The organism is Mycobacterium sp. (assembly GCF_049802695.1).
Taxonomy (GTDB): Bacteria; Actinomycetota; Actinomycetes; order Mycobacteriales; family Mycobacteriaceae; genus Mycobacterium.
Genome location: NZ_JBARMY010000508.1, coordinates 1 through 25,027, shown reverse-complemented (window position 1 = coordinate 25,027; position 25,027 = coordinate 1). Strand labels below are relative to the sequence as shown.

Genomic DNA, 25,027 nt, shown 5'->3' with positions numbered 1-25,027 from the left:
TCCTGCAGCGGAGCCGAGTCGGTGCCGGGGTTCATGAATAGATGCGAGACGCCTTCATCGGCGAGCAGCGCGACCAGGTTCGCCGCAGCTTCCGGTACCTCGTGTGCAGTCATCGGGTTGCGACTTCCCGCATCCTTCTCCAGCGCAAACATCGCGCCGGCAGCCAAAGATTCGTGAGATCGTCACAGGCATGGCCAGTCCGGACGCCGTTGCCGAATTCGTGCGAGCGCATGTGGTGCGTGGCTTCGGCAGCGACCCCCCACGGCTGAGGCGAGCGGTCAAGCAGGCTTCAGCGCTCGCGTTGTGTCAGAGCCCGCATGAAGAACGCCAGGTTAGCCGGCCGTTCGGCCAACCGCCGCATGAAGTATTCGTACCACTGGGTACCGAACGGCACATAAACCCGCAGCTGAGTGCCGGCCTGAGCCAGCCGGCGCTGCTCGTCATCGCGGATGCCGTAGAGCATCTGGTGCTCGTAGCCGTCGACACCCCGGCTGTATTCGTCGGCCAGACCCGTCGCAGCCTCGACGATCACCGGATCGTGTGAGGCCACCATCGGGTAGCCCGATCCTGCCATCAGAACCTGAAGGCAGCGCAGATACGAGTCGGCGACTTCCTCGGCGTCCCGATACGCCACCGACGCCGGCTCGTCATAAGCGCCCTTGCACAACCGAACTCGCGTGCCCGTCGCGGCAGCTTGCTCACAGTCACCGAACGTGCGCCGTAGACAGGCCTGCAAAACCACACCCAGCCAGGAAAACTCGGCCCGCAAATCTGCGGCGATCGACAGGGTGGAGTCTGTGGTGGTGTGGTCCTCGGCGTCCACCGTCACCCAGACGCCCACCCGCTCGGCCCTCGCACAGATGATGTGCGCGTTCTCCAGCGCGATCTTGTTGCCGTCGCGGTCCAGCGCCTGCCCGAGCGCGGACAGTTTCAGGGACACCTCGAGTGGGCGAACACCGTCGTGCGTGGCGTCGGGCCTGTCGCCCAGTACGCCGAGCAATTCGAGATAGGCCTGCCTGGTGGCATTGGCGCCGTCGACATCGGTGACGTCTTCACCCAGGTAGTCGATGCTGACCAGGCGGCTCGAGCTTCGTAGCGCCGCAATGCCCTTCATCACATGGTCGAGCGTCTCCCCCGGCACGAACCGGTGCACGACCTTGTTGGTGACGGGCAAGCGCTGGGCGGCGCGGCGTACCCCGTCCGAGCGGCTGACGCTGAGGATCGCCGGGCGTACCGTCTTGGCGAATATGCCCGACATCACGGTTGCGCCATGTGCGGATAGTTGTGGTCGACGGCCGGGACGAACGTCTCCTTGATCGATCGCGCCGATGTCCAGCGCAGCAGGTTCAGTGGCGACCCGGCCTTGTCGTTGGTCCCCGACCCACGGGAACCGCCGAACGGCTGACGGCCTACCACCGCGCCGGTCGGCTTGTCGTTGACGTAGAAGTTGCCGGCCGCGAATCGCAGCCGGTCTTGGGCGGTCAACACGGCGTCGCGATCATCCGCGATCACCGCACCGGTCAGCGCGTAGCCCGATCCGGTGTCGACGACGTCGAGGATCCGCTCGTACTGATCGTCTGGGTAGACATGCACGGACAGCAGCGGACCGAAATACTCGGTCGCGAAAGCCTCGTCGGTGGGGTCGTCGGACAGCAGTACCGTCGGACGCACGAAGTAGCCTTCCCTGTCGTCGTATTCGCCGCCGACGGCGATGGTGACCCGGGCCGCGCCTTTGGCGCGTTCGATGGCGTCGACGTTCTTGCGGTACGCCCGCGCATCGATGAGCGCACCGCCGTAATTGCAGAGATCGCTGATGTCGCCGTAACGCAATTCAGCGGTGGCCGCGAGGAAGTCGTCGCCCATCTGCCGCCACAACGAGTGTGCAATGAAAGCGCGCGACGCCGCCGAGCACTTCTGGCCCTGGTAGTCGAACGCACCGCGGATCAGCGCGGTGCGCAGCACATCCGGCTGTGCCGAGGGGTGCGCCACCACGAAGTCCTTGCCGCCGGTCTCACCAACCAGCCGCGGGTAGCTGGTGTAGCGATCGATGTTGGCGCCGACTTCTCGCCACAGGTGCCGGAAAGTAGCCGTCGAACCGGTGAAGTGAATTCCGGCCAGCCGCGAATCCGCCAGCACCACTTCGGACACCGCATAGCCGTCGCCGGTCACCAGGTTGACCACCCCCGGTGGCAGCCCGGCGGCCTCCAGCAGTTGCATCGTCAGACATGCCGACAGGGTCTGGGTGATCGACGGCTTCCACACCACGGTGTTGCCCATCAACGCCGGTGCGGTGGGAAGGTTCGCCGCGATCGAGGTGAAGTTGAACGGCGTGACCGCATAGACGAATCCGTCCAGCGGGCGGTAGTCGGTCCGGTTCCACTCGCCAGGCCCGCTGAGCGGCTGCTGGGCCATGATCTGCCGGGCGAAACCGACGTTGAAACGCCAGAAGTCGATCAGCTCGCAGGGCGCGTCGATCTCGGCCTGGTAGGCGGTTTTCGATTGCCCGAGCATGGTGGCCGCCGCGATCTTCTCCCGCCAAGGCCCGGCAAGCAGGTCTGCAGCGCGAAGAAATATCGCCGCTCGCTCGTCGAATGGCATTCTCGCCCAGCCGTTCCGGGCAGCCATCGCAGCCTCCACAGCGGCGGCGGCGTCGGCGTGTTCAGCGTTGGTCAGGGTGCCCAGCGTGATTGTGTGCCGGTGCGGTGCTACGACGTCGATGCGCTGGCCGTTGCCCATCCGGTGGTGGCCGCCGATGATGTGCGGCAGGTCCATCGGGTTATCGGTCAGCGTGCTGAGCTGTGTGCGCAGCCGCGCCCGCTCGGATGAATCCGGTTCGTACTGGCGGATCGGCTCGTTTACCGGCGGCGGGACCTCGCTGATTGCATCCATGTAGCCAGAATGCCTGCCTGAACGACCCGACAGCTTGGCCGACCAGACAATAACAGCACCGCGTCCTAGTAGAATCGAACAACATGCGGCCGGTTGGTGTCGGTCTGGGTCAGCTACTGCTGGCGCTGGACACAACCATGGCCACCTTGGTGGATGCACCGCGCGGTCTCGACCTACCGGTGGCTTCTGCCGCACTGATCGACTCCGATGACGTGCGGCTGGGCCTGGCCGGCGACGATGATTCGGCCGACGTGTTCTTCCTGCTGGGTGTCGCCGAAGGCGATGCGCTGCGGTGGATCGACGCCGGACCGGTTCAGCGTGCGCCGGTGGCGATCTTCGTCAAAACACCATCGGATGCGTTGGTGGCGCGAGCCGTCGCGGCGGGCTCAGCGGTGGTGGCGGTCGACCCACAGGCGCGCTGGGAACGGTTGTACCGGTTGGTCAATCACGTGTTGGAGCACCACGGCGACCGAGCCGATCCCAGCGACGACACCGGCACCGACTTGTTCGGTCTGGCGCAATCGCTGGCCGACCGCATTCACGGCATGGTCAGCATCGAAGACGCACAGTCACGGGTATTGGCCTACTCGGCCGCCAACGACGGGGCCGACGAACTGCGGCGGATGTCGATCCTGGGCCGGGCCGGGCCGCCCGAGCATCTGAAGTTGCTCGCCCAGTGGGGAATCTTCGACGCGCTGCGCGCCGGCCGCGACCCGGTCCGCATCGTTGAACGCCCGGATTTGGGCCTGGCGCCGCGCCTTGCGATCGGCGTCCACCAACCGGCCCGCTCCGTCCGGCAGGCTGCGGTGTTCAGTGGAAGCATCTGGGTTCAGCAAGGTTCGAAGCCGCTGGCCGACGACGCCGAGGAGATGCTGCGCGGAGCCGCGGTGCTGGCGGCCCGGGTGATGTCGCGGCTGGTCGCCACGCCGTCTACCCACGCGCTGCGCGTCCAGCAACTGCTGGGCCTGGCCGAGAGCAGACTGGTCGACACCAGATCCGTCGCAGAAGAATTGGGCGTCGCCTCAGACGGTAACGCCGCACTGATCGGCTTCGACACCCGGGACCGTCGAGCTCGGCTCGCTGACGTAGTGGCGTTGAGTGCACACGCTTTTCGGGCCGACGCCCAGATCGCGTCGAAGGGCTCACGGATCTATGTGCTGCTACCGCAGACGACGAAAGTCGGTGCGCTCACGTCCTGGATTCGCGGCACCATCGCCGCGCTGCGCACCGAGTTGGGCGTGCAGATGCGCGTCGTCATAGCCGCGCCGGTGGGCGGTCTGGCCGGAATGGCGAACGCCCGCAACGAGATCGACCGAGTGTTGGACAGCGCCGAACGCCACCCGGATTCGATTCGCCAGGTGACATCGCTGGCCGAAGCCCGCACCACCGTATTACTCGACGAGATCGTCAACCTGGTCGGCGCCGATGAGCGCCTCGTCGACCCCCGCGTCCGTGAACTGAAAACCCGCGACCCCGTGCTGGCCGAGACATTGCGGGTCTATCTGGACAGCTTCGGCGATGTCGCCGCCGCGGCGGATGTGCTGCATGTCCATCCCAACACCGTGCGCTACCGGACCCGCCGGATCGAGCAGCTGCTGTCCACCTCGCTCGCGGATCCGGATGTCCGACTGCTTCTTTCGCTGGGACTGCGGGCTAGCGAGCGTGGGCGATGACCGGCGATGTGCTGCGTTCGTAGGTCTCGGCGAGGAACTGCTCGACGGCCACCGCCGCGTGCGCCGCCCGCGGGGAGCCGAAGATGTCGAACGCGTGCTGCGCGAACGGCATTTCGGCGTAGACGACCGGTTCGCGGCTGACCTCCCGCAGCCGCTTGGTAAACACCCGAGCTTGTTCCACCGGAATCAGCGAGTCGTTGCTACCGTGCAGCACGAAGAATGGTGGTGCATCGGCCGATATGTAGGTGATCGGTGACGCAGCGCGAAACGCCGCCTCAGTCTCGCCCCGGCTGACTTTGAACACATGCTTGGCCAGCATCGGGACCATCAACGGGTGCACCGATTCATCGGTGACAGTGAAGTCGTAGACGCCGTAGAAGGGAACCGCTGCCCGCACGCTGGTGTCCGCGTCCTCGAAACCGGGCTGAAACTGCGGATCGTTGGCGGTGAGCGCGGTCAGCGAGGACAGATGGCCGCCCGCGGAACCGCCGGTGATGGCAACCCACTCCGGGTCACCGCCGTATTCGGCAATGTGTTCTTTGGTCCACGCCAGCGCGCGCTTGACGTCCACGATGTGGTCGGGCCACGTCGAACGCGGGCTGAGCCGGTAGTTGATTGCGACACAGACCCAACCCAGTTCGGCGAGATGACTCATCAACGGGTAAGCCTGCTGACGTTTGCTGCCTATCATCCAGGCGCCACCGGGGACTTGCAGGAGCACCGGCGCCCGTCCGCCACGATCCAGGTCGGGACGCCGCCAGATGTCGAGTTGGTTCCGCGAGCCGTATTCGCCGTAGCTGATGTCGGCGTCGTGCGCGTAGTTGCGATAGACCCGCATCGTCCGGATGATTCCGGGCGCCTTCGCCGTGCCCGCTCCCTCGGGCCGCTTCCACAAATCGCCGGACTCGGTCCGCCGATCGGCGCCGAGTTCGGCGTCGAGCGCAGCGGCCAGCGGCACGTTGGCCCGCCGGGCGATGCGGTCCAAACCCAGCAGCCCCAACCAGGACACCGCCGACACCAACCAGGTCAACCGCCGGAGTCGCGGCGGCAGCCGCCGGCTGATCGCGCCGGTAAAAGCGAGGTGGCCGCCGAGGATTAACCGCGAGAGCTCGGTGGCGAACACACCGTAGGCGAACGCGTATCCCGAAAGGTAACCCCGTTTCGTGAGCGGCCGGTAGCCGTTGGCGGTGAATACCAACCCGGCGAGGGAACTCAGCACAGCTGCCAGTTTCGTCACGACTGTCCTTTCGTCATCAGCGTCGACAACTTAAGTACCCAACTATTACGCATCGCTCCGCGGGGCCGTCCGCATAGTGCGGGAGCACGCCGGTGACCGACCTTGCGCACGCCGTTGACCAGCGTTTACTGCGCTTCTTCGGGCTGCTCCACGATGTGGTAGCTCGGGTCGGTCATCGACTTCGGCCCATGCCCGCTCTCGCGTGCTTCCCCGGTGACCTGCAGCACCTGGCCGGGCTGAATGTCGTCGCCTTGGCCGGGTCCGAAATCGACGCGTACGTCTCCGGTCTCGTCACCAACGATGACCGACCGATAGGTTCGCCGATCTTTCGTGTGGTCCTGAATCTCACTGACCCGGCCTTCGATGGTCGCGCTGCGTCCGGGCACCAGACCCTCCACCGAGATCACCGTGGTGGACCCCTCCGGGTGCTCGTAGGAGTCGACGATCTGATTGTCGCCCCGGCGTATCCGCGCTTCGACTTTGGCGAGTTCGCGCGAGATCCGGTGTTCGACGCTGTCCGGGAACGCTGCGTTGATTCGGGACTGGACGTCGTAGGGAACGATGGTGGCCGCAGCGTCCGGAATCCGGCTGACCGCCCGGGCGATCTTGTCGGCGGTGCGGTCGTGCAGCAGGTGTCCCAGAATCGGCGCGTAGGTCCGGCGCGGCAGCAGCGCCGTGACGTTGGTGTCGGGATGCTCGTGGTGCGTCGCGGCGACCAACGTCTGCGCGGCGCGGGTGATTTGCCGGTCCGGGCAGTCCACGATTCGCAGCGGCGTCTCGAAGCCGAAATTGTCCCACCGCTTGCGCAGCGCCTGGGCATGCGGGGCATCCACCATGAAGTGCACTGCGACCAGCTCGTCGGCGCGCAGTCCTTTCCCGTAGCGCAGGGCTTCGATCACCGCAAGGTCGACTCCGTTGACGAACACAAACGCCTGATGTCGCGCGTATTTGATCACTTCGGGCCGGTCGGTACGGAACCTCTCGAGGATCGCGGCTTCCGCGCGGTATTCGCGGTTGAGCCGGATCAGTCCGAAGACCAGCACCGGGAACACCACCACGACCAGCCAGGCCCCTTCGGTGAATTTGGCCACCGCGAAGATACCGACCACGACGGTCGACAGGACGCCCGCGGAGAAGTTGATAACCAGCTTGTGCCGCCAACCGGGTTCGCGGTGAGTGAGATGGTGCTTGCTCATCCCGTAGCCGGCCATCGAGAAGCCGGTGAACACTCCGATCGCGTAGAACGGCACCAGCGCGTTGACCGACCCGCCGGAGAACACCAGCAACGCCACCGACAACGCCGCCAGCAACAATATGCCGTTGGAGAACACCAGCCGGTAACCGCGCTGCATCAGCTGGCGCGGCAAGAACCGATCTTCCGCAACGAAGCTGGCCAGCGCCGGGAAGCCGTTGAAACTGGTGTTGGCGCCGGTGTACAAGATGGCTGCAGTCGACACCTGGACCAGGACGTACATGCTGTTGCCGATGACGCCGTTGCCGAACACGGCCCGGGCGACCTGTGACAGCACCGATGGGTATTCGTTGAGGTACGGCGTGGCGTGGGTGGCGTAGGTCAGATAGCCGACGCCGGCCAACAAGAAGCCCAGGATGCAGGCCATGGTGGTGAGCACCCGCCGGGCGTTGATGCTTTGCGGTTTGCGGAAGACGTTGACGGTGTTGGAGATGGCTTCCACTCCGGTCAGCGACGAACCGCCGTTGGCGAACGCCCGCAGTAGCACCAGGATCGTCGCGCCCATCACCAGCCCGTTGCCCTGCTGGACCGGCACAGTTCCGGCGAGGTGGCCGGGATCGTATTGCGGCAAGCCCCAGAAGAGGTGCCGGACGACGCCGGTAATGATGGTTAGTGTGATCATCGCGACGAAGGAGTACGTCGCGATCGCGAACGGTAGGCCGGCTTCGCGCAATCCGCGCAGATTCAGATAGCAGATGCCTGTTACGACGGCCACGGTGATTCCCAAGCTGTAGTGCCCGAGCGCGGGAACCGCGGAGACCACCGCCACCGTGCCCGCCGCCGCCTGCACCGCCACCGTCACGACATAATCGATCAGCAGCGCCGCCGCGGCGACCTGCGCCACCCGCGGTCCGAAGTTTTCCCGCGCGACGACGTAGGATCCGCCGGCTCGGGTGTAAGCCATCACGACCTGCCGATATGACGCGGCCACCAGCGCCAGGATCACCAGGATGACACCCATGGTGGGGAGCAGCAGGACGAACGCGGCCAGGCCCGCATGCGGCAGTAGCTCGTTTAAGACCTGCTCGGGGCCGTAGGCGGTCGACGAGATTGCATCGGGCGAAAGAGCGCCCAGCGCAACCGGATTGGATAACCGCTCGGAGTTCAGCTCTTCGTTGATCAGCGGCTTGCCGAGAAACACCCGCTTGCACACTTCGGAGAAAGACAGCCGTAACTCTTGCCCGTCAGGTGCGCTCACGACCACATCCCTGTCCCATTTTCAGCTTTCGCCAGAAGTGTAGAGGGCGTGCCGCTGTCGGTCGATGACCGCGAACCCACCTGTCAGTCGACTTTCACCGGCGCAACCTGCGGTTCCACCCGGGCGACTCGGCGCTCGGGCCGTCGCTCGATACGGTTCGCGGCGGTTGCCTGAGCAATTCGGCAGCCGACGTCGTAGGGAACGATAATCGCGGTCGCACCCGTGATACGGCTGACCGCCCGAGCCATCTTGTCCGCCGTGCGGTCGTGTAAGAGCCGGCCCAACAGCGTCGAGTAGGTTCGGCGCGGCAAGAGCACGGTCACCTTCGTGCCCGGATGCGTGTTCATCGTCTGCAACACCAACTCTTGCGCAGCGCGACTGAGGTAGCGGTCGGGGCATTCGATCAACCGCAGCGGGGTGTCGTGGTCGAACTCCTCCCAGCGGTGCTGCAGTTGCGCAGCATGGTCTGCGTCGACCACGAAGTGCACCGCGGTCAGCTCGTCGGCGTGCAGTCCTTTGCCATAGCGAAGTGCCTCGATCTCCGCGAGGTCGATCGAGTCGACGAAGACGAACACGCGAAGCCGCGCATACTTGCTGGACTCGGGACGCTCGGTGCGAGACATCTCCAGCACGGACGCCTCGGCACGGTACTGCTGGTTCAGGCGTGTCAGTGCGAACACCAGGATGGGGAAGACGAGAACAACGAGCCAGGCGCCCTCGGTGAACTTGGCCACCACGAAGATTGCCACCACGATCGACGAGAGGATGCCCGCGGACAGATTGACCGCCAGGTTGTGTCGCCAGCCGCGTTCACGATGTGTCAGGTGGTGTTTAGTCATCCCGTACCCGGCCATCGAAAAGCCGGTGAACACGCCGATCGCGTAGAAAGGTACCAGCGCGGTCACCGAGCCTTTCGTGACCACCAGCAGGGCCACGGATAAGGCTGCCAGCAGCAGAATGCCGTTGGAGAACACCAGACGATGACCGCGCTTGGTCAGCGGATGCGGCAGGAATTGGTCCGCGGCAACGAAGCTGGCGAGCGCGGGAAACCCGTTGAACCCAGTGTTGGCGCCAGTGAACAAAATCGCCGCGGTCGCCGCCTGGACCAAGAAGTAAAGCACATTGCCGACCATCCCCTTGCCGAATACGGCTCGGGCGATCTCGGAAAGCATCGAAGGGTATTCGTCGACGTGCGGCGTGGCGTGGGTGACGAACGCCAGCCAGGCCACACCAACGAGCAGGAACCCCAGGATGCCAGCCATCAGCGTGAGGACCCGACGCGCGTTGAGACCTTGCGGCTCGCGAAAGACGTTGACAGTGTTGGAGATCGCCTCCACACCGGTTAATGACGAGCCGCCGTTGGCGAAGGCCCGCAGCAGGACCAGAATCGTCGCACCCATCACCAAACCGCTGCCCTGATGCACCGGCACTGCTCCAGGAACGTGGGCGGGATCGTAGCGGGGCAATCCCCACACGACTTCGCGAACCAGGCCGGTAACGATCGTCGCCGTGATCATCACCACGAACGAGTAGGTGGTGATCGCGAAAATCCGGCCCGCCCGCCGAGTGCCGCGCAGGTTGGCATAGCAGGTGAGCAACACCGCAGTCACTGCGATCTCCACGTTGTAGGGACGAAGCGCCGGGATCGCCGATACCACGGCCACCGTCCCGGCGGCTGGCTGTACCGCAGCAGTGACCACGTAGTCGATGAGCAGCGCCGCGGCGGCGACCTGTGCCACCCGCGGGCCGAAGTTGTCCCGCGCCACCATGTAGGCGCCGCCGGCCCGGGCGTAGACCTTGACGACCTGTCGGTAGGACGCGGCCACGAACACCAGAATCAGCAAGATCAGAGCGGTGATCGGCAGCAACAACATGAACGCGGCCATCCCGGCGCGCGGAAGCAGTTCGACCATGATCTGTTCGGGACCGTAGGCCGTCGAAGAAATCGCGTCCGGCGAGATCGCCCCGAGAGCAACCGGATTAGACAACCTCTCGGTCGTCAGCTTCTCGGTGACCAGTGGCTTGCCCAGGAAGAACAGCTTGCACAGTTCGGGAAACGACAGCTGTACTTGTTGCCCGTCAGCTCCTTCTTGCCCGTCAGCTAATGCCGTCACAACACTAATCCCTATCCATCTTCAGCTTCGCCAGAAGTTTAGAGGGCATGCCGGCGCCGTCGTAGATGGGCACCGATCAGTTCCCCAAAAGTTCAGAAGCCTCGAGAGGCCACGACGAAGTTTGCCGGTCCTTGACCGCCCAGGCGGGCAGGAGGCGCCGGTCTCAGTCGACTTTGACCGGCGAACCTTGCGGATCGATCACCGGTTCGGCCGACACGATCTGCACCGGCGGATGGGTGTGGGTGACCAGCGCAATCTTCGATCCGACGTCGTACGGCACGATGATGGCGGTGGCGCCCCGGATCCGGCTGACGGCACGGGCCATCTTGTCAGCGGTGCGGTCATGAAGCAACCGGCCCAGCAGCGCCGAGTAGGTTCGGCGCGGTAAAAGCACCGTGACCTTACAGTCCGGGTCGTCGTGCAAGGTTTGCAAGACCAGTTCCTGCGCGGAGCGGCTGAGGTGGCGCTCCGGACTGTCGATCAGCCTCAGCGGTGTTTCCTGGTCGAACAGACTCCACCGCTCCTGCAGTTGCTCGGCATGTTCGGCATCGATGACGAAGTGCACAGCGGTGAGTTCTTGGGCGTGTAAGCCCTTTCCGTAGCGGAGCGCTTCGATCTCCGCGAGGTCGATGGTGTCGACGAAAACGAACACCCGCAGCCGCGCATGCCTGGTGAACTCTGGCTGTTCGGTGCGCGACATCTCCAGAACCGACGCCTCGGCGCGGTACTGCCGGTTCAGGCGAATCAACGCGAACACCAGGATGGGGAAGACGACGACAACCATCCAGGCGCCTTCGGCGAACTTGGCCACCACAAATATGCCCACGACCAGGGTCGACAGGATGCCGGCGGACAGATTGATCACGGCCTTGTGACGCCACCCGTGTTCCTGTCGGGTGAGGTGGTGCTTGGTCATGCCGTAGCCGGCCATCGCGAATCCGGTGAATACCCCGATCGCGAAGAACGGCACCAGCGCGGTGACTTTACCGTTCGTCACCAGCAGCAGGGCTATCGCAAGTGCGGTCAGCGAGAGGATGCCGTTGGAGAACACCAGACGATGACCCCGCTTGGTCAGCGGTCGCGGCAGGAAACGGTCCTCGGCAACGAAGCTGGCCAGCGCCGGAAAGCCGTTGAAGCCGGTGTTGGCGCCGGTGAACAGGATAGCCGCACTGGCGGCCTGCACCATGAAGTACAGGATGTTGCCGATCAACCCTGCGCCGAAGACCTGTCGGGCGATCTCCGAGAGCATCGACGGGTATTCGTCGAGATACGGGGTGGCGTGGGTGACGTGTGCCAGCCAGGCCACACCGAACAGCAGCACGCCCAGTATGCAGGCCATCTGAGTCAAGATCCGGCGGGCATTGGCGCCTTGCGGCGCCCGAAAGATGTTCACTGTGTTCGAGATTGCTTCAACGCCGGTCAGCGAAGTGCAACCGTTTGCGAAGGCGCGCAGCAGAATGAGCACGGTTGCACCCATCACCAACCCGTTGCCGTGATGAATCGGCACCGCGCCGACCTGCGGAGCGTATCTCGGTAAGCCCCAGATCAATTCCCGGATGAATCCGGTCACGATCGTCAGCCCGATCATGGCGACGAAGGAATAGGTGGCGACCGAGAACGCCCGGCCCGACTGCCGGAGTCCGCGCAAATTGAGAACGCAAATGAGAAGTACCGTGGCGATGGTGAGCTCGAGATGGTAGGGCCGCAACGCCGGTATGGCTGACACTACCGCTGTCGTCCCGGCGGCAGGTTGCACCGCGACGGTGACCACATAGTCGATCAACAGTGCCGCCGCGGCGATCTGCGCCACCCGCGGCCCAAAGTTCTCCCGCGCCACCATGTACGCACCGCCGGCCCGGGTGTAGAGCATGACCACGCCGCGGTAGGACAGGGTCACCAACACCAGGATGAACAAGATGACACCGGTGATCGGTAGCAACAATGCGAACGCGGCCATCCCGGCGTTCGGCAGCAGTTCGATCATGATCTGCTCGGGTCCATAAGCGGTCGAGGAGATTGCGTCCGGTGCCAGTGCGCCCAACGCGACCGGGTTGCTCAGCCGCTCGGAGTCCAATTGCTCGCTGGTGAGCGGCTTACCCAGGACGGTGCGTTTCCACAGGTCGACGAAAGACGGTGGCAATTCCTGCTCGCCAGCCGATGATGTCACAACGCATCACTTCCTCGGGTTACTCGAGATTTGATATGGGGACTGATCGACGTGGCCCGTTGCCGGCGCTGCAATGCTGACGGCAACGCTCGGGCCGACGGATCGCCTCATCCCGCCCCGGTCGGTTGCGCCACCGGGCCCGCATCCGTCGCCTGCCCTTCCCTTCCTGCCCGGGTCGCCTGGGCAATCCGGGAGGTGATGTCGTAAGGCACGATCTGAGCGGTCGCGCCCGGAATCCGACTGACGACCCGCGCGATCTTGTCCGCGGTGCGGTCGTGCAGCAGCCGGCTCACCAACGCTCCGTAGGTCCGGCGCGGCAGCAGCACCGTCACCTTGGTGTCTGGGTCCTCCTTGATCGCCTTGCACACCAGGTCCTGGGCGGCCCGGGTGAGCTGACGGTCAGGGCACTCGGCCAATCGCAGAGGGGTCTCGTGATCGAAGCGCTCCCAAAGGGTCTTCAAACGGGCGGCATGAGTCGCGTCGATCACGAAGTGCACCGCGGTCAGATCGTCGGCGTGCAGTCCCTTGCCGTAGCGCAAAGCCTCGATCTCGGCCAGGTCGACTGAGTCAACGAAGACGAACACCCGATGCCGCGCGTGCCTATCCCAGTCGGGCTGGTCGGTGCGCGACATTTCCAAGACGGACGCCTCGGCGCGGTACTCCCGGTTCAACCGCATCAGGGCGAACACCAGAATGGGGAAGACGATGACGATCAGCCAGGCGCCCTCGGTGAACTTAGCCACTGCGAAGATTCCCACCACGATCGTCGATAGGACACCTGCGGAGAAGTTGATCACCAACTTGTAGCGCCACCCGGCTTCGCGTTGTGTGAGGTGGTATTTACTCATGCCGTAACCGGCCATCGAGAAGCCGGTGAACACCCCGATGGCGTAGAAAGGCACCAAAGCGTTGACCGATCCGCCCGTCGCGATCAATAGAACTACGGACAAGGCGGTCAGCGCGATGATGCCGTTGGAGAACACCAGACGATGACCGCGCTTCATCAGCGGCCGCGGCAAGAAACGATCCTCGGCGACGAAACTGGCGAGTGCCGGAAACCCGTTGAAGCTGGTGTTGCCACCGGTGTACAGAATCAACGCCGTCGACGCCTGGACAAGGATGTAGAAGACCTTGCCGAAGGTTCCGTTGCCGAAAACCATCCTGGCGATCTCCGAAAGCATCGACGGGTATCCGTCGGCGTACGGGGTGGCGTGGGTCAGGTGCGCGAGCCAGGCCACACCCGCCAACAGGAACGCGAGAATGCAAGCCATCACGGTGAGGACCCTGCGGGCGTTTAGCCCCTCCGGCTTGCGGAAGCTGTTGACGGTGTTGGAGATGGCCTCGACTCCGGTCAGTGACGAACCACCGTTGGCGAACGCCCGCAACACAATGATCACTGTCGCACCCATGATCAGGCCGTTGCCGTTATGGATCGACACTGCTCCGGCAATATGCTCGGGATCGTAAGTCCCGAGGTGGCCGAGCAATTCACGGGTGATGCCGACCACGATGGTCAACGAGACCATGGCCACGAAGAAGTACGTCGGAAGTGCGAAGGGCAGCCCGGCTTCCCGCAATCCGCGCAGGTTGGCGAGGCACATGAGGAGCACAACCCCGACGGTGATCTCCAGGCTGTAGGGACCCAGCGCGGGTATCGCCGAGGCCACCGCCACCGTTCCTGCAGCGCACTGCACCGCGACGGTGACCACGTAGTCGATCAATAGCGCCGCGGCGGCGACCTGTGCCACCCTGGGCCCGAAATTGTCCCGCGCCACTACGTAGGAGCCGCCGGATCGGGTGTAGACCATCACAACTTGGCGATACGACGCCGCAACAAGCACTAGAATCAACAAAATGACACCGGTGATCGGAAGTAACAGTGCGAACGCGGCCATTCCGGCAGCCGGCAGCAGTTCGATCATGACCTGCTCGGAACCGTAGGCGGTCGAAGAAATCGCATCCGGTGAAAGGACGCCCAGCGCAACGGGATTGGCTAATCGCTCGTGCTGGAGCTGATCGGTAATCATCGGCCTTCCGAGGAAGACCCTTTTACAGACGTCCGAAAAGGACGGCGAAATCCGCTGCTCGTCAGACACCTCGGTCACAAGTTATTTCCTTATGCAATATTGACGGTTACTTACGGGATCATGACGACTCGGCCAAAGCCTACGATCGTTGTGCTGATCGCGCTCGCTGGACCGCAAGCCGGCGGCGCCCCCGAAGCCTTCTTTACGAGATCTTGACGCTACCTCACAGCCGCAACCCATTGTGCCAACTGCACCCCAGCGACGACTGGGGGTAGGCCGTCCTGTTAGTTACTCCCCCATCAGCGCTCCATCGACGAGTTCGTCGAACCGCTCGATCGCCTCGTCGACCTCGTCGTCGATCCCTCGAAGCGGCCCGTGATCAGCCAGGTAGCGGTGTGCATACAACCGCGCGACCAGGGCTTTGCGGTCCGCGCGGCGGGTGGATCGTTCCCAGGATGCCTGCTCGGCGAGTAACGCTCCGGCGTACACGTCGCCCATGAACTGGGCGAGCGGGAACAACCGCGCTTCGGCCACCTCCCCGCGCAGCTTGGTCCAAGCGGTGATCGCCGCCGCGAGGTCTTCGATCCGCCGGTCCACCAGGCGGGTGGTCTCGTCGTCGTCGGACACCGAGACCGCATCCCGCAGGCGCGCCAGCAGCGGCTCGTGCGCCTGCAACCGCTCGATGCCGCGGCGAACATCCAGACATAAGATGTTGTCCGGACCCTCCCAGATGGTGTTGACCTGCGCGTCACGCAAAAGCCTTTCCACCGGCCAACTTTCGATATATCCGTTGCCGCCGTGAATCTCGATCGCATCCGAGGCCATGGTGATCCCCAGCCGGCACACCTTCAGCTTGGCCACCGGCACCGCGATGCGCTGCCGCACCGCGCGGGGCTGTTGGTGGTTGGCAAAATCGGTGCACTCGAAGACGAGCGCCTGGGCGGCTTCGACGTCGACGATCATTTCGGCGAGCTTGCGGCGCATCAACGGCTTGTCGATGAGCCGCTCACCGAAAGCACACCGCTCCCGGGCGTAGCAAAGTGACTCCACCAGCGCCCGGCGCGCGTTGCCGAGCGCGAACAGGGCGATGCCGAGCCGGGCCGCGTTGGTCAGCTCCATCATCCGGCCCAGCCCTTTGCCGTCGTGCGCGCCGGCCCCACCCCCCGGGCTGCTGATTTCACCGGAGAGCAGGAACGCCTCCGCGTCGACGAACTCCACCTCACCGGACGCGACTGACCGCGTGCCGAGCTTGTCTTTGAGCCGCCGGATCCGGATGCCGTTGCGAGAACCGTCGCGGCGGGTCCGCAGCACCAGGAAGGTCGCCACACCGCGGCTCGAATCCGGCGCGCCGTCGGGCTTGGCCAACACAACGAACACCTCGCCGTCACAATTGGACGCGAACCACTTGAAGCCATTAAGTAACCACGCGCAGCCGTCCCCGCTTTCACTGCTTGCACGTCGAGCCGTCGTCTCCAATGCGCCCAGGTCGGACCCGCCGGTACGCTCGGTCAACAGCTGAGCGGTTTCGCCTTCCCATTCCCCGGAGGCGAATTTGGCCAACACGTGATCGCGCACGTCGGCCGGCGCAAACGCCGCGACCAGCGACTTGACCATGTTGCCGCCGGTGCCCAACGCACACCCCATCCCGATGTCGGCCTGGTTGAGCAGGTAGTTTGACGCGAACAGCGGCAGGGACGGGTTGACGCCGGCGGCTTTCACGTCCCGGCGCAAATCCCGTTGGGCGTCCAGGACCGCGCGCTTCGACTCGGTGAACGACGGCGGCTGCACCACCCGGCTGATGTCGTGGCCCCAGCGGTCATAGCGCTCCAGCCGTGGCGGGTTGCGGTCGGTCTCCTCAGCCCACCGGGCGACCGGGCCGCCCATCAGCTCGCCAATACGGGTCAGGTGGGGCTCGGCAACGGCCAATTCGGCGGGCTGCATGTAGTAGGCCATGGTGAACTGCAGGCTCGGATCGGTCCGATACCAGTTGAGGCCGACAGCACCGCGATAGTTGTCAGTTCGGTAGCGCTCCGACTTCTCGGGCGTCGCGAACGGAAGCCGGTCAACCGCCTCGAGGTCGTAACCTGCGCCTGCGGTGTCGGCTGCCAGTCCGGTTGGGTCGTGGCGCACCATGCGGTGACCGTACCCCGTGCTTCCTGTGAGGAAGCTTAGGCTGCCAGCCGCTGAGCTGCGGCCGCAATCCGCTCGTCCGAGGCGGTCAGCGCCACCCGGACATGCTGGGCGCCGCGCGGGCCGTAGAAGTCGCCGGGTGCGGTCAGAATGCCGCGCTGCGCCAACCATTCGACGGTGTGACGGCATGGCTCGCCGCGGGTGGCCCACAGGTATAGACCGGCTTCGGAATGCTCGACGGTGAAACCCGCCGACCGAAAGGCCGCCAGCAGCACCTCTCGGCGTCGGGCATAGCGGTAGCGCTGCTCGCACTCGTGGGCGTCGTCGTCGAGCGCGGCGACCATCGCCGCCTGCACCGGCGTCGGGACCATCATTCCGGCGTGTTTACGCACGGCCAGCAGCTCAGCGACGAGTTGTGGGTCACCGACCACAAAACCGGCGCGATAGCCGGCCAGCGAGGAGCTTTTGGATAGCGAGTGCAGGGCCAGCAGCCTGCTGTGGTCGCCGTCGCAGACAGCGGGATGCAACACCGAGTAGGGCTCTGCGTCCCAGCCCAGGCTCAGGTAGCACTCGTCGGACGCCACCACCGCACCGCGCTCACGCGCCCAGCCGACAACTTTGCGCAGGTGGTCCACACCGAGCACCCGCCCGGTCGGGTTGCTCGGGGAATTGAGGTAGACCAGTGCCGGGGATTGCGGGCCGAGCTGGGTAAGCGAGTCGGCGGGCAACACCTGCGCGCCGGCCAGGCGGGCGCCGACGTCATAGGTCGGGTAGGCCAGTTCGGGCACCACGACGACATCGGTTGAGCCGAGCCCCAGCAGCGTCGGCAGCCAGGCGATCAGCTCCTTGGTGCCGATCACCGGCAGCACGGCCGCGTCGGTGAGGCCGCTGATGTGGTAGCGACGGCCCAGCGCGGCGATGATCGACCGGCGAAGCGCCGGGGTGCCCGCGGTGGCGGGATACCCGGAAGCAGCGCTGGCGTTGGCGAGCGCTTCACGGATCAGCGGCGCGACCGGGTCGACGGGTGTGCCGACGGACAAATCCACGATGCCGTCCGGATGAGCTTCGGCGGCGGCCTTGGCCGCGGCCAGGGTCTCCCACGGAAAGACGGGTAATCCGGCCGACACCAGCGGGCGGCGAGCCTTCAGGGGGCTCAGTCGCCCTCGCTTTGCGGCGGCAGATCTTTGACCGATTGCGGGTCGTTTTCGGTCAACCCGACCTTCGCCGCGCCGCCCGGGGACCCCAACTCAACGAAGAAGTCAGCGTTGATCTGCGTGTATTCGTTCCACTGTTCGGGCACGTCGTCTTCGTAATAGATGGCCTCGACCGGGCAGACCGGTTCGCACGCGCCACAGTCCACGCATTCGTCGGGGTGGATGTAGAGCATGCGGGCACCCTCGTAGATGCAGTCGACGGGGCACTCTTCGATACATGCCTTGTCTTTGATGTCGACGCAGGGTTCGGCGATCGTGTACGTCACAGACGTCTCCTCACGGTCTCCTCCAGTGCTGTTCAGTGCGGTCAGTGCCGGTATGCCCGAGGGCTTGGCCTGTCGGCGAGGCGGTTACGCTGATTACTGATACTAGACGTTGCACATAAATTCAACTACACGGCCTCTATTGCGAGTCAGCGCCGAGCGGTCAAACCCGGCCCGGCTATCGGGTTGTTAGTACCCGCTCAGCAACCGGCGCACGCGTTGCAGCGTTTCCGGCCCGTGGCTGCTTGGTTCTCCGCTGCGCGCGAGCGTGCACACAATGCCCTGCCCGGCGGCGTGTCGGCGTGCGAACACGCACGCTCGACGACAGAAGGCACCTCGACGGCAGGAGTCCTCACGCGGCCAGAGGCGTGTAGGTGGTGGTGCGTTGTCGCGCGGGGCGGCCGATGCCATCGGCGATTGCGACCAATTCAGCGACCGTCTTGGCCGACCCATGTTCTGATCCCGCCATCCGCGAGATCGTCTCCTCCATCAACGTGCCGCCGAGATCGTTGGCTCCGCCGTCGAGCATCACCTGGGACCGTTCGACGCCGAGCTTGACCCAACTGGTCTGGATGTGCGATATGCGCCCGTGCAACATGATTCGCGCCAGCGCGTGTACCGCACGGTTGTCGCGATGACTGGGCCCGGGCCGGGACGCGCCGGCCAGATACAGCGGTGAATTGTGGTGCACGAAGGGTAGCGGTACGAATTCGGTGAAACCACCTGTGCGGTCTTGGATTTCGCGCAGCACATTGAGATGGCTCACCCAGTGCCGGGGTGTGTCGACATGGCCGTACATCATGGTCGACGACGAGCGCAGGCCGACCTCGTGGGCGGTGGTGACGACGTCGACCCACATCGACGTCGGCAGCTTGCCTTTGGTGAGAACCCAGCGCACCTCGTCGTCGAGAATCTCGGCGGCAGTGCCGGGGATGGTGTCCAGGCCGGCTTCACGCAAGCTGGTCAGCCAGTCGTGAATGCTGAGCCCGCTTTTGGTGACACCGTTGGTGATCTCCATTGGGGAGAACGCGTGCACATGCATCGACGGCACGCGCTTCTTGACCGCACGCACCAGATCTGCGTAGCCGGTGACCGGCAGCTCAGGATCGATACCGCCTTGCATGCACACCTCGGTGGCTCCCTCGACGTGGGCTTCCCACGCCCGTTCGGCCACCTCGGCGGTGGACAACGAGTACGCATCGGAGTCGCCCTTGCGCTGGGCGAAGGCGCAGAAGCGGCAGCCGGTGTAGCAGACGTTGGTGTAGTTGATGTTGCGGTTCACCACGAATGTCACGTCATCGCCGACGGTGGCTCGGCGCAACGAATTAGCAAAGGCGGCAACCGCGTCGAGCGCTGGACCATCGGCGGTGGCCAACGCCAGATATTCGGCGTCGCTGCAGCGGGCGGGGTCGCGTTCGGCCGACCGCAGCGCGGCCAGCACATCGGTGTCAATCCGGTCCGGCACGCGGGCCGCCAGCTCGTGCACCTGCGCACGAATCGAATCCCAATCGCCGAAGGCGCTGTCGAGATCGGTGCGGGTTCGGGTGTTGCGGCCTTCGATGTCGATGCCGGCGTTGAGATCAACCCGGCCCGAGGAAGCCACGTCGTCGGGCTCCTGCCACGGCAGGCCGACCGGGTCGACATCGCGAGCGAGTCCGGTGGCCGGGTCGGCCAGCGCCGCTACGTGTCCGCTAACCCGCGGGTCAATCCACGCCGCGCCGGCCTGGACGTATTTGGGCTGTGCGGTCAGCCGTTGCACCAGGTCAAAACCGGCGTCGGCGGTGACGGCGGCCAGCTCCTCCAGAGCGGGCCACGGTCGTTCCGGGTTGACGTGGTCGGGCGTCAGCGGCGACACGCCGCCCCAGTCGTCGACCCCAGCGGCGATCAGCGCCCGGCACTCTTCGCTGGACACCAGGTTCGGCGGGGCCTGAACGCGCATCGCGGGCCCCAGCACCAGCCGCGCCACGGCCACCGTCGCGATGAAGTCGTCGATGCCGGCGTCGGGCACCGACGACATCGCGGTGTGCTCCTTGGCGCGGAAGTTCTGCACAATCACTTCTTGGATGTGCCCGAATTCTTTGTGCGACTTGCGAATCGCGTGCAGTGTCTGCGCACGCTCGTCGAGCGTCTCGCCGATGCCGACCAGCAGACCGGTCGTGAACGGGATCGACAACCGGCCGGCGTCGGTCAGCACTCGTAAGCGCACCGCCGGGTCTTTGTCCGGACTGCCGTAGTGGGCGAGGCCTTTGGTTTCGAACAGCCGGCGCGACGTCGTCTCGAGCATCATGCCCATCGACGGCGCAACGGGTTTGAGCCGCGACATCTCCGACCAGCTCATGACTCCCGGGTTCAGGTGCGGCAGCAGCCCGGTTTCCTCCAGCACAAGGATCGACATCGCCCGTACATAGGACAAGGTCGAGTCATATCCGCGCTCCTCCAGCCACTGCCGGGCTTCCGGCCAGCGGTCTTCCGGGCGATCACCAAGTGTGAAAAGCGCCTCTTTGCAACCTAGTTCGGCTCCGCGCCGCGCGATGTCGACGATGTCGTCCGGCTCGAGATACATCCCCGCCCCGCGGGCACGCAACTTGCCCGGCACGGTGACGAACGTGCAGTAGTGGCAGGAGTCACGGCACAGATGCGTGACCGGGATGAACACCTTGCGCGAATAGGTGATCGGGAGCCGGCCTTGCGGGCCGCGTCGGCCGGCGGAATCCAGCCCGGCGTCGCGGACCCGCGCCGCGCTTGCGCACAGATCGGCCAACTCGTCATTGCGTGCGGTCATCGCCACAGCCGCCTCGTCGACGTTCAGGACCACCGCGTCGCGAGCCCGCCTCAGCACCCGCCGCAGGGCGCTGAGACTAGGTTGTTCGGGTGTTGCCGGAAAGGCAGGGCCGGGCAGGTCGGTGGTACCTCGCGGGTTCAGAGCCACTCCCCGATAACGTCGGGTCGCTGAGAATTCATCCGCACCTTTCACTATGTCCAAGATCGGCGTCTACATAACGGCGCCTGGCATGACCGTCAGATTAGCCCTCGACCGCACTGCGGCCGACACCGCCGTCGCTAGTCATCTGACGCGACTGAACCGGTCTGAGTAGGTCGCTGCGCCGCCACAGCACGCAGCAGTGTGGCACGGCTCCGAATCCAATCAGCAGCAGCGCGCCGTAGGCCATCAGGCCGCGACCGCCGAAGATCACGTCGTCACCCGGGCCGCCCAGGCTCATCAGCGCCACAGTCAATAACCAGGTCCACAACGGTAACGCCGCAACCCGCACCGACGTCGTCCACCGCATGCCGGCCCACACCAGCGCCGCGTTGACTAGACCACTTACCAGCGCGCTGATCGGAAAAGGGACCGAGCCGATGTACGCCGGCAGCAGCAACGCGGCGGTTACTGCGCAGAGCACGCCATCGACGGCCAGCAGGGTGAGTACGACGACACGGATGGCAGGGTCCGTCGCCGGGGTGTGGTCACTCGAGGCGACGATCGGCTTGGTGGCGGTCAGGACGGATCCTTCCGTGGCGGCCTGATCCGGAGCTTACCGTGACAATAGGACAGTGGCGTGGAGTCTGGCCGACCGGCTCGAATCGACTGGGTGAGCCGCCACTCTGTGTGGACGTCGCCGTTCCCTAACGATCTGCGCGCGGCCCTATGGCGAACGCCACCAGCGGCTACTATCACAGCGTGGAAGAGGAGTCCAAGCCCGTTCGGAGCCGACGCCGCGGTGCAGCGCTCGAACACGCGCTCTACGACGCGACCCTCGCGGAACTCGAGGATGTGGGCTATGGCGGGCTGACCATGGAGGGGATTGCAGGCCGCGCCCGCACCGGCAAGGCGGCGCTGTACCGGCGCTGGTCGACCAAGCAGGCGCTGGTCCAGGCGGCGCTGCTGTATGCGTTGCCGCCGATGCCCGAGCCGCGCACCGACCGGTCGGCGCGGGAGAACCTGCTGGCCGCCTTCAGCGCACACTGCGACGTGGTCTCCGGCAAGACCGCATTTCCCAGTCTGGCCATTATGGGTCAACTCATCCACGAACCGGAGCTGCGAACCATTTTCGCCGACGCCGTCGTGGCCCCTCGTTTGCGCATCATCGAATCCATCCTGCAGACCGGCGAAGGCAACGGAGAAATCGACTCTGGCTTGCTCACGCCGCTCACCGCGCGCGTTGGGCCGGCTTTGATCAACCAGCACCTGATGCTGACCGGGGCTCCACCGAACCGGCGCCAGCTGATCCGCATCGTCGATACCGTGGTCCCCCACAACGCGCCGGTGGGGGTCATGCACCGCTGACCGGCGACGCTAATCGAGGCGGGTGGCCGCCACCGCCCAGACCGGAAAATGCACCTGGTAGTTGTCCAGAAGCGGTGCCAGGGTTCTGAGTCGATCTCCTACCGGCCCGAACCGCGTTGCCATCTCCGGGCTGGACGTCGACATGTCGTTCAATAATGCCAGCGTCTCTGGCCGGAAGTGCGCGAGGTAGGTGGAGGTGCCGACATGGTCGATCTGCCATCCGCAGGGGTCGAAAATCCGCTCGAAGTTGTCGGCGGGCAGTCCGTCGAACTGCAGACCATTGACGTTGTGTCGGCCGAATTCGAACATGAACAATCGCGCCCCGGATTTGGTCGCCCGGTGCAGCGCCTGCGCGTAGCGCGTCTGCGTTTCTGAGTCGTCGAGAAACACGTGATAGAAAGCGCTGTCGACCACGGTGTCGAACCGGCCCTCGAATCCGTCGAGTGAGGTCGCGTCGGCTAACTGGAAGTTGACTTGCACCCCAGCACGTTCAGCGTTGCGTCGGGCGCGCTCGATCGCCGACGGTGAGCCGTCGATGCCGGTCGTCGAATAGCCGTGCGCGGCAAAGTGGATGGCGTGGTAACCCGGTCCGGTGCCCGGGTCGAGCACTTAACCGCGCACGGCGCCGTAAGCGACCAGTTGCTGCACCACCGGCTGTGGGCCGCCGATATCCCACGGGATGAGCTGGGCGGTCGACCGTTCGCCGCCGTAGAGCTCCTCGAACATCGGATCGACTTCACCTGTCATGACCACTCCTCACCCATCCGCCGAACATCGCCTCAGCTGATGCGGCTTGAGCTCATCCGGCCGCTGCAAGGAACGCTAGCGGCTATTAGATACGGAAAGGCGGGCTGAGCTGCTTTCTCAGAACATGCTCATCAGGACAGCCCCGAAGTCGGTGGAGATTGTCCCAAAGTCGGGCGCAAGGTTGCCGAAAGCGCCGAAGTCGAACAGACTGCCGATCGCTGTGGTGAACTCGGCGGGCTCAAAGACGCCGGGGGCGAGGGCGCTGGTGATTTCGGCGGAGTTGAGGCCGGCCACGTCGGCAAAGAGCGCCGCGTTCTGGTCGAAGAAGCCCTCGACCCCACCCAGGTTACCGGTGTCGAAGACGTTGCTCGGGTCACCGGTCCCGGTGAGCAGGCTGGCGGTGATGTCCTCGGGCAGGGTCACTCCAGCGGGCAGCGTCAGAGTGCTGTCGTAGTCCGCACCGATCACGCTGTTGAACGAATTCTCGGCGGTCGACAGCGGCAGGTTGCCGATGTTGATCACCCGGTCGACGGTGCCGTTCAAGGCGTTGTTCGAGCCGAAGGCCGCCACCTCCGCAGCCACCTCTTCGTTCAGCAGGTTGGTGTTGAAGGCCAACTCGTCGTTGATGAGGTCCGTGTTGAAGGCGATGAAGGCGTTGCCCAAAGCAGGCACGGACGCCGAGAGAGTGCCGTCCAAGGCGTAAGACAGCGCAGCGAGATCGTTACCGGCCGCACCTTGGACGCCACCGACATCGCCACTCACGAAAGGTCCGCCGACGCCGCCCCCTCCGGCAAGATCGGGTGCGACGTTGTATCCGACAGGGCTGGTACCGGCGAGGCCGCCGAGCAGCAGGCTGGAGTTGATGGCGACCGGATCGAAGTTGTCCGCACCGAGGATGCTGTTGAACAGGTTTTCCGACCCGCCGAGCAGCAGGTTGTTTGCGTCTAAGAGCCGGTCGAGGACTTGCGTCGGGTCCGACAACCCCCCGACGGCAACAGCGTCGGCGGTGGTGCCCGTCGTATCCGGAAAAGCCGATGTGATGCTCGACACCAAACTCTCTTCGCCGGTCACCAGCCCCGTGTTGGCGGTGATCTCTTCGCCGACGAGTGCGGTGTTCGCGCTGAGTTCCCCTGCCTGGATGTTGAGTAAGGGGTCGGCGAAGATCGGTGCGGCAGGCCCTATCAGGTTCGATAGAAAGTCGTCCGTCGATGCGAGCACGTCGTCCGCCGAGGAGAGCTCGACGTCGCGCGCTTGGATGTCCGGCAAGAACACTGCCGAAGTGACGGCGGTCATGCTGCCGGCGGCCAGGATAGCGGCTGCCATTGCGTACGAGCGAGCGGCTAACTGCATGGCGACCCTCCATAGCGATGGCACCTGCACCGGTGCGTTACCAGGGTGATCGACACAATACCTGAGACTCGTCTGAGTCGCAGCTAAGATTACCCAATTTGTTGGGGCGTCTTACGGTGCCGTCTTGAGCCACTGTCCGGCGTCGCCGACGATGCCGACCGGCACTGCGCCCGACAGGCCGACATTCTGCACACTGGGACCTGCAGCGACGATCGTGGTGTCCTGCAGGATCGGCAACACCGTCGACATGTTCCACAGCCGAGGCTCGACGGCGGTGATCACGTCACTGATGTTCTTGGTGCCGTTGAGGGCAGCGTCGATATTGGACTGAATGCTGGTGTCGCAGATACCGGTGAGGTTCGACGGCGCCTGTACCAGCGCACCGGGCTCCGGTGCGCGGCTTGCCGTTGTCGACGTCGGCGTCGTCGGGTGTCCGCTGCTCCCGCCAACCGGCGCCGGCGCCGGGTTCGGCTTGGTC

11 protein-coding genes and 6 pseudogenes are annotated in these 25,027 nt (G+C 64.9%); 2 read left to right on the top strand and 15 right to left on the bottom strand.

Annotation, left to right across the window (positions count from 1 at the left end; genetic code table 11):
• Positions 1–289: 289 nt before the first annotated feature.
• A complete protein-coding gene (locus tag WA317_RS20175) occupies positions 290–1,258 on the bottom strand; it encodes a proline dehydrogenase family protein (RefSeq protein ID WP_425174713.1) in 969 nt (322 codons plus the stop codon).
• A complete protein-coding gene (pruA, locus tag WA317_RS20170) occupies positions 1,258–2,889 on the bottom strand; it encodes an L-glutamate gamma-semialdehyde dehydrogenase (protein WP_425174712.1) in 1,632 nt (543 codons plus the stop codon). The genes WA317_RS20175 and pruA overlap by 1 nt, the downstream gene beginning before the upstream one ends.
• Before the next feature lie 83 nt (positions 2,890–2,972).
• On the opposite strand from pruA, the gene WA317_RS20165 reads away from it, so the two are divergent.
• On the top strand, positions 2,973–4,562 hold the full coding sequence (locus WA317_RS20165; RefSeq protein WP_425174711.1) for a PucR family transcriptional regulator: 1,590 nt from the start codon (positions 2,973–2,975) through the stop codon (positions 4,560–4,562).
• Here the strand turns inward: WA317_RS20165 and WA317_RS20160 are convergent.
• From WA317_RS20160 to WA317_RS20115, 10 genes and pseudogenes are all read right to left on the bottom strand, one after another.
• Positions 4,532–5,799 (bottom strand): annotated as a pseudogene (locus WA317_RS20160) (alpha/beta hydrolase fold domain-containing protein); the annotation flags it as partial. The gene WA317_RS20165 and the pseudogene WA317_RS20160 sit on opposite strands and share 31 nt — an antisense overlap.
• Before the next feature lie 125 nt (positions 5,800–5,924).
• A complete protein-coding gene (locus tag WA317_RS20155) occupies positions 5,925–8,249 on the bottom strand; it encodes an amino acid permease (RefSeq protein WP_425174710.1) in 2,325 nt (774 codons plus the stop codon).
• A gap of 167 nt (positions 8,250–8,416) precedes the next feature.
• Positions 8,417–10,312 (bottom strand): annotated as a pseudogene (locus WA317_RS20150) (APC family permease); the annotation flags it as partial.
• 304 nt (positions 10,313–10,616) lie between these two features.
• Positions 10,617–12,530, bottom strand: a pseudogene (locus WA317_RS20145) (APC family permease); the annotation flags it as partial.
• A 176-nt stretch (positions 12,531–12,706) separates the two neighbouring features.
• Positions 12,707–14,635, bottom strand: a pseudogene (locus WA317_RS20140) (APC family permease); the annotation flags it as partial.
• Positions 14,636–14,845: 210 nt separating this feature from the next.
• A complete protein-coding gene (locus tag WA317_RS20135) occupies positions 14,846–16,690 on the bottom strand; it encodes an acyl-CoA dehydrogenase family protein (RefSeq protein WP_425174709.1) in 1,845 nt (614 codons plus the stop codon).
• 35 nt (positions 16,691–16,725) lie between these two features.
• Positions 16,726–17,814 (bottom strand): succinyldiaminopimelate transaminase, encoded by a 1,089-nt coding sequence (dapC, locus tag WA317_RS20130; RefSeq protein ID WP_425174708.1) that lies wholly within the window; start codon positions 17,812–17,814, stop codon positions 16,726–16,728.
• A gap of 26 nt (positions 17,815–17,840) precedes the next feature.
• Positions 17,841–18,167 carry a ferredoxin gene (gene fdxA / locus WA317_RS20125; protein WP_425174707.1) on the bottom strand — a complete coding sequence of 109 codons (327 nt, stop codon included), beginning with the start codon at positions 18,165–18,167 and terminating at the stop codon, positions 17,841–17,843.
• Positions 18,168–18,516: 349 nt separating this feature from the next.
• Complete coding sequence (locus WA317_RS20120; protein ID WP_425174706.1) at positions 18,517–21,093, bottom strand: bifunctional FO biosynthesis protein CofGH; 2,577 nt, start codon at positions 21,091–21,093, stop codon at positions 18,517–18,519.
• Positions 21,094–21,187: 94 nt separating this feature from the next.
• Positions 21,188–21,667 (bottom strand): hypothetical protein, encoded by a 480-nt coding sequence (locus WA317_RS20115; RefSeq protein WP_425174714.1) that lies wholly within the window; start codon positions 21,665–21,667, stop codon positions 21,188–21,190.
• Positions 21,668–21,813: 146 nt separating this feature from the next.
• On the opposite strand from WA317_RS20115, the gene WA317_RS20110 reads away from it, so the two are divergent.
• Positions 21,814–22,452 (top strand): TetR/AcrR family transcriptional regulator, encoded by a 639-nt coding sequence (locus WA317_RS20110; protein ID WP_425174705.1) that lies wholly within the window; start codon positions 21,814–21,816, stop codon positions 22,450–22,452.
• Between the two features lie 9 nt (positions 22,453–22,461).
• Here the strand turns inward: WA317_RS20110 and WA317_RS20105 are convergent.
• The 3 genes and pseudogenes from WA317_RS20105 to WA317_RS20095 all read right to left on the bottom strand — a co-directional run.
• Positions 22,462–23,199 (bottom strand): annotated as a pseudogene (locus WA317_RS20105) (class I SAM-dependent methyltransferase).
• 117 nt (positions 23,200–23,316) lie between these two features.
• Complete coding sequence (locus WA317_RS20100; RefSeq protein WP_425174704.1) at positions 23,317–24,549, bottom strand: hypothetical protein; 1,233 nt, start codon at positions 24,547–24,549, stop codon at positions 23,317–23,319.
• Between the two features lie 111 nt (positions 24,550–24,660).
• Positions 24,661–25,027: pseudogene (locus tag WA317_RS20095) on the bottom strand (ABC transporter family substrate-binding protein); the annotation flags it as partial.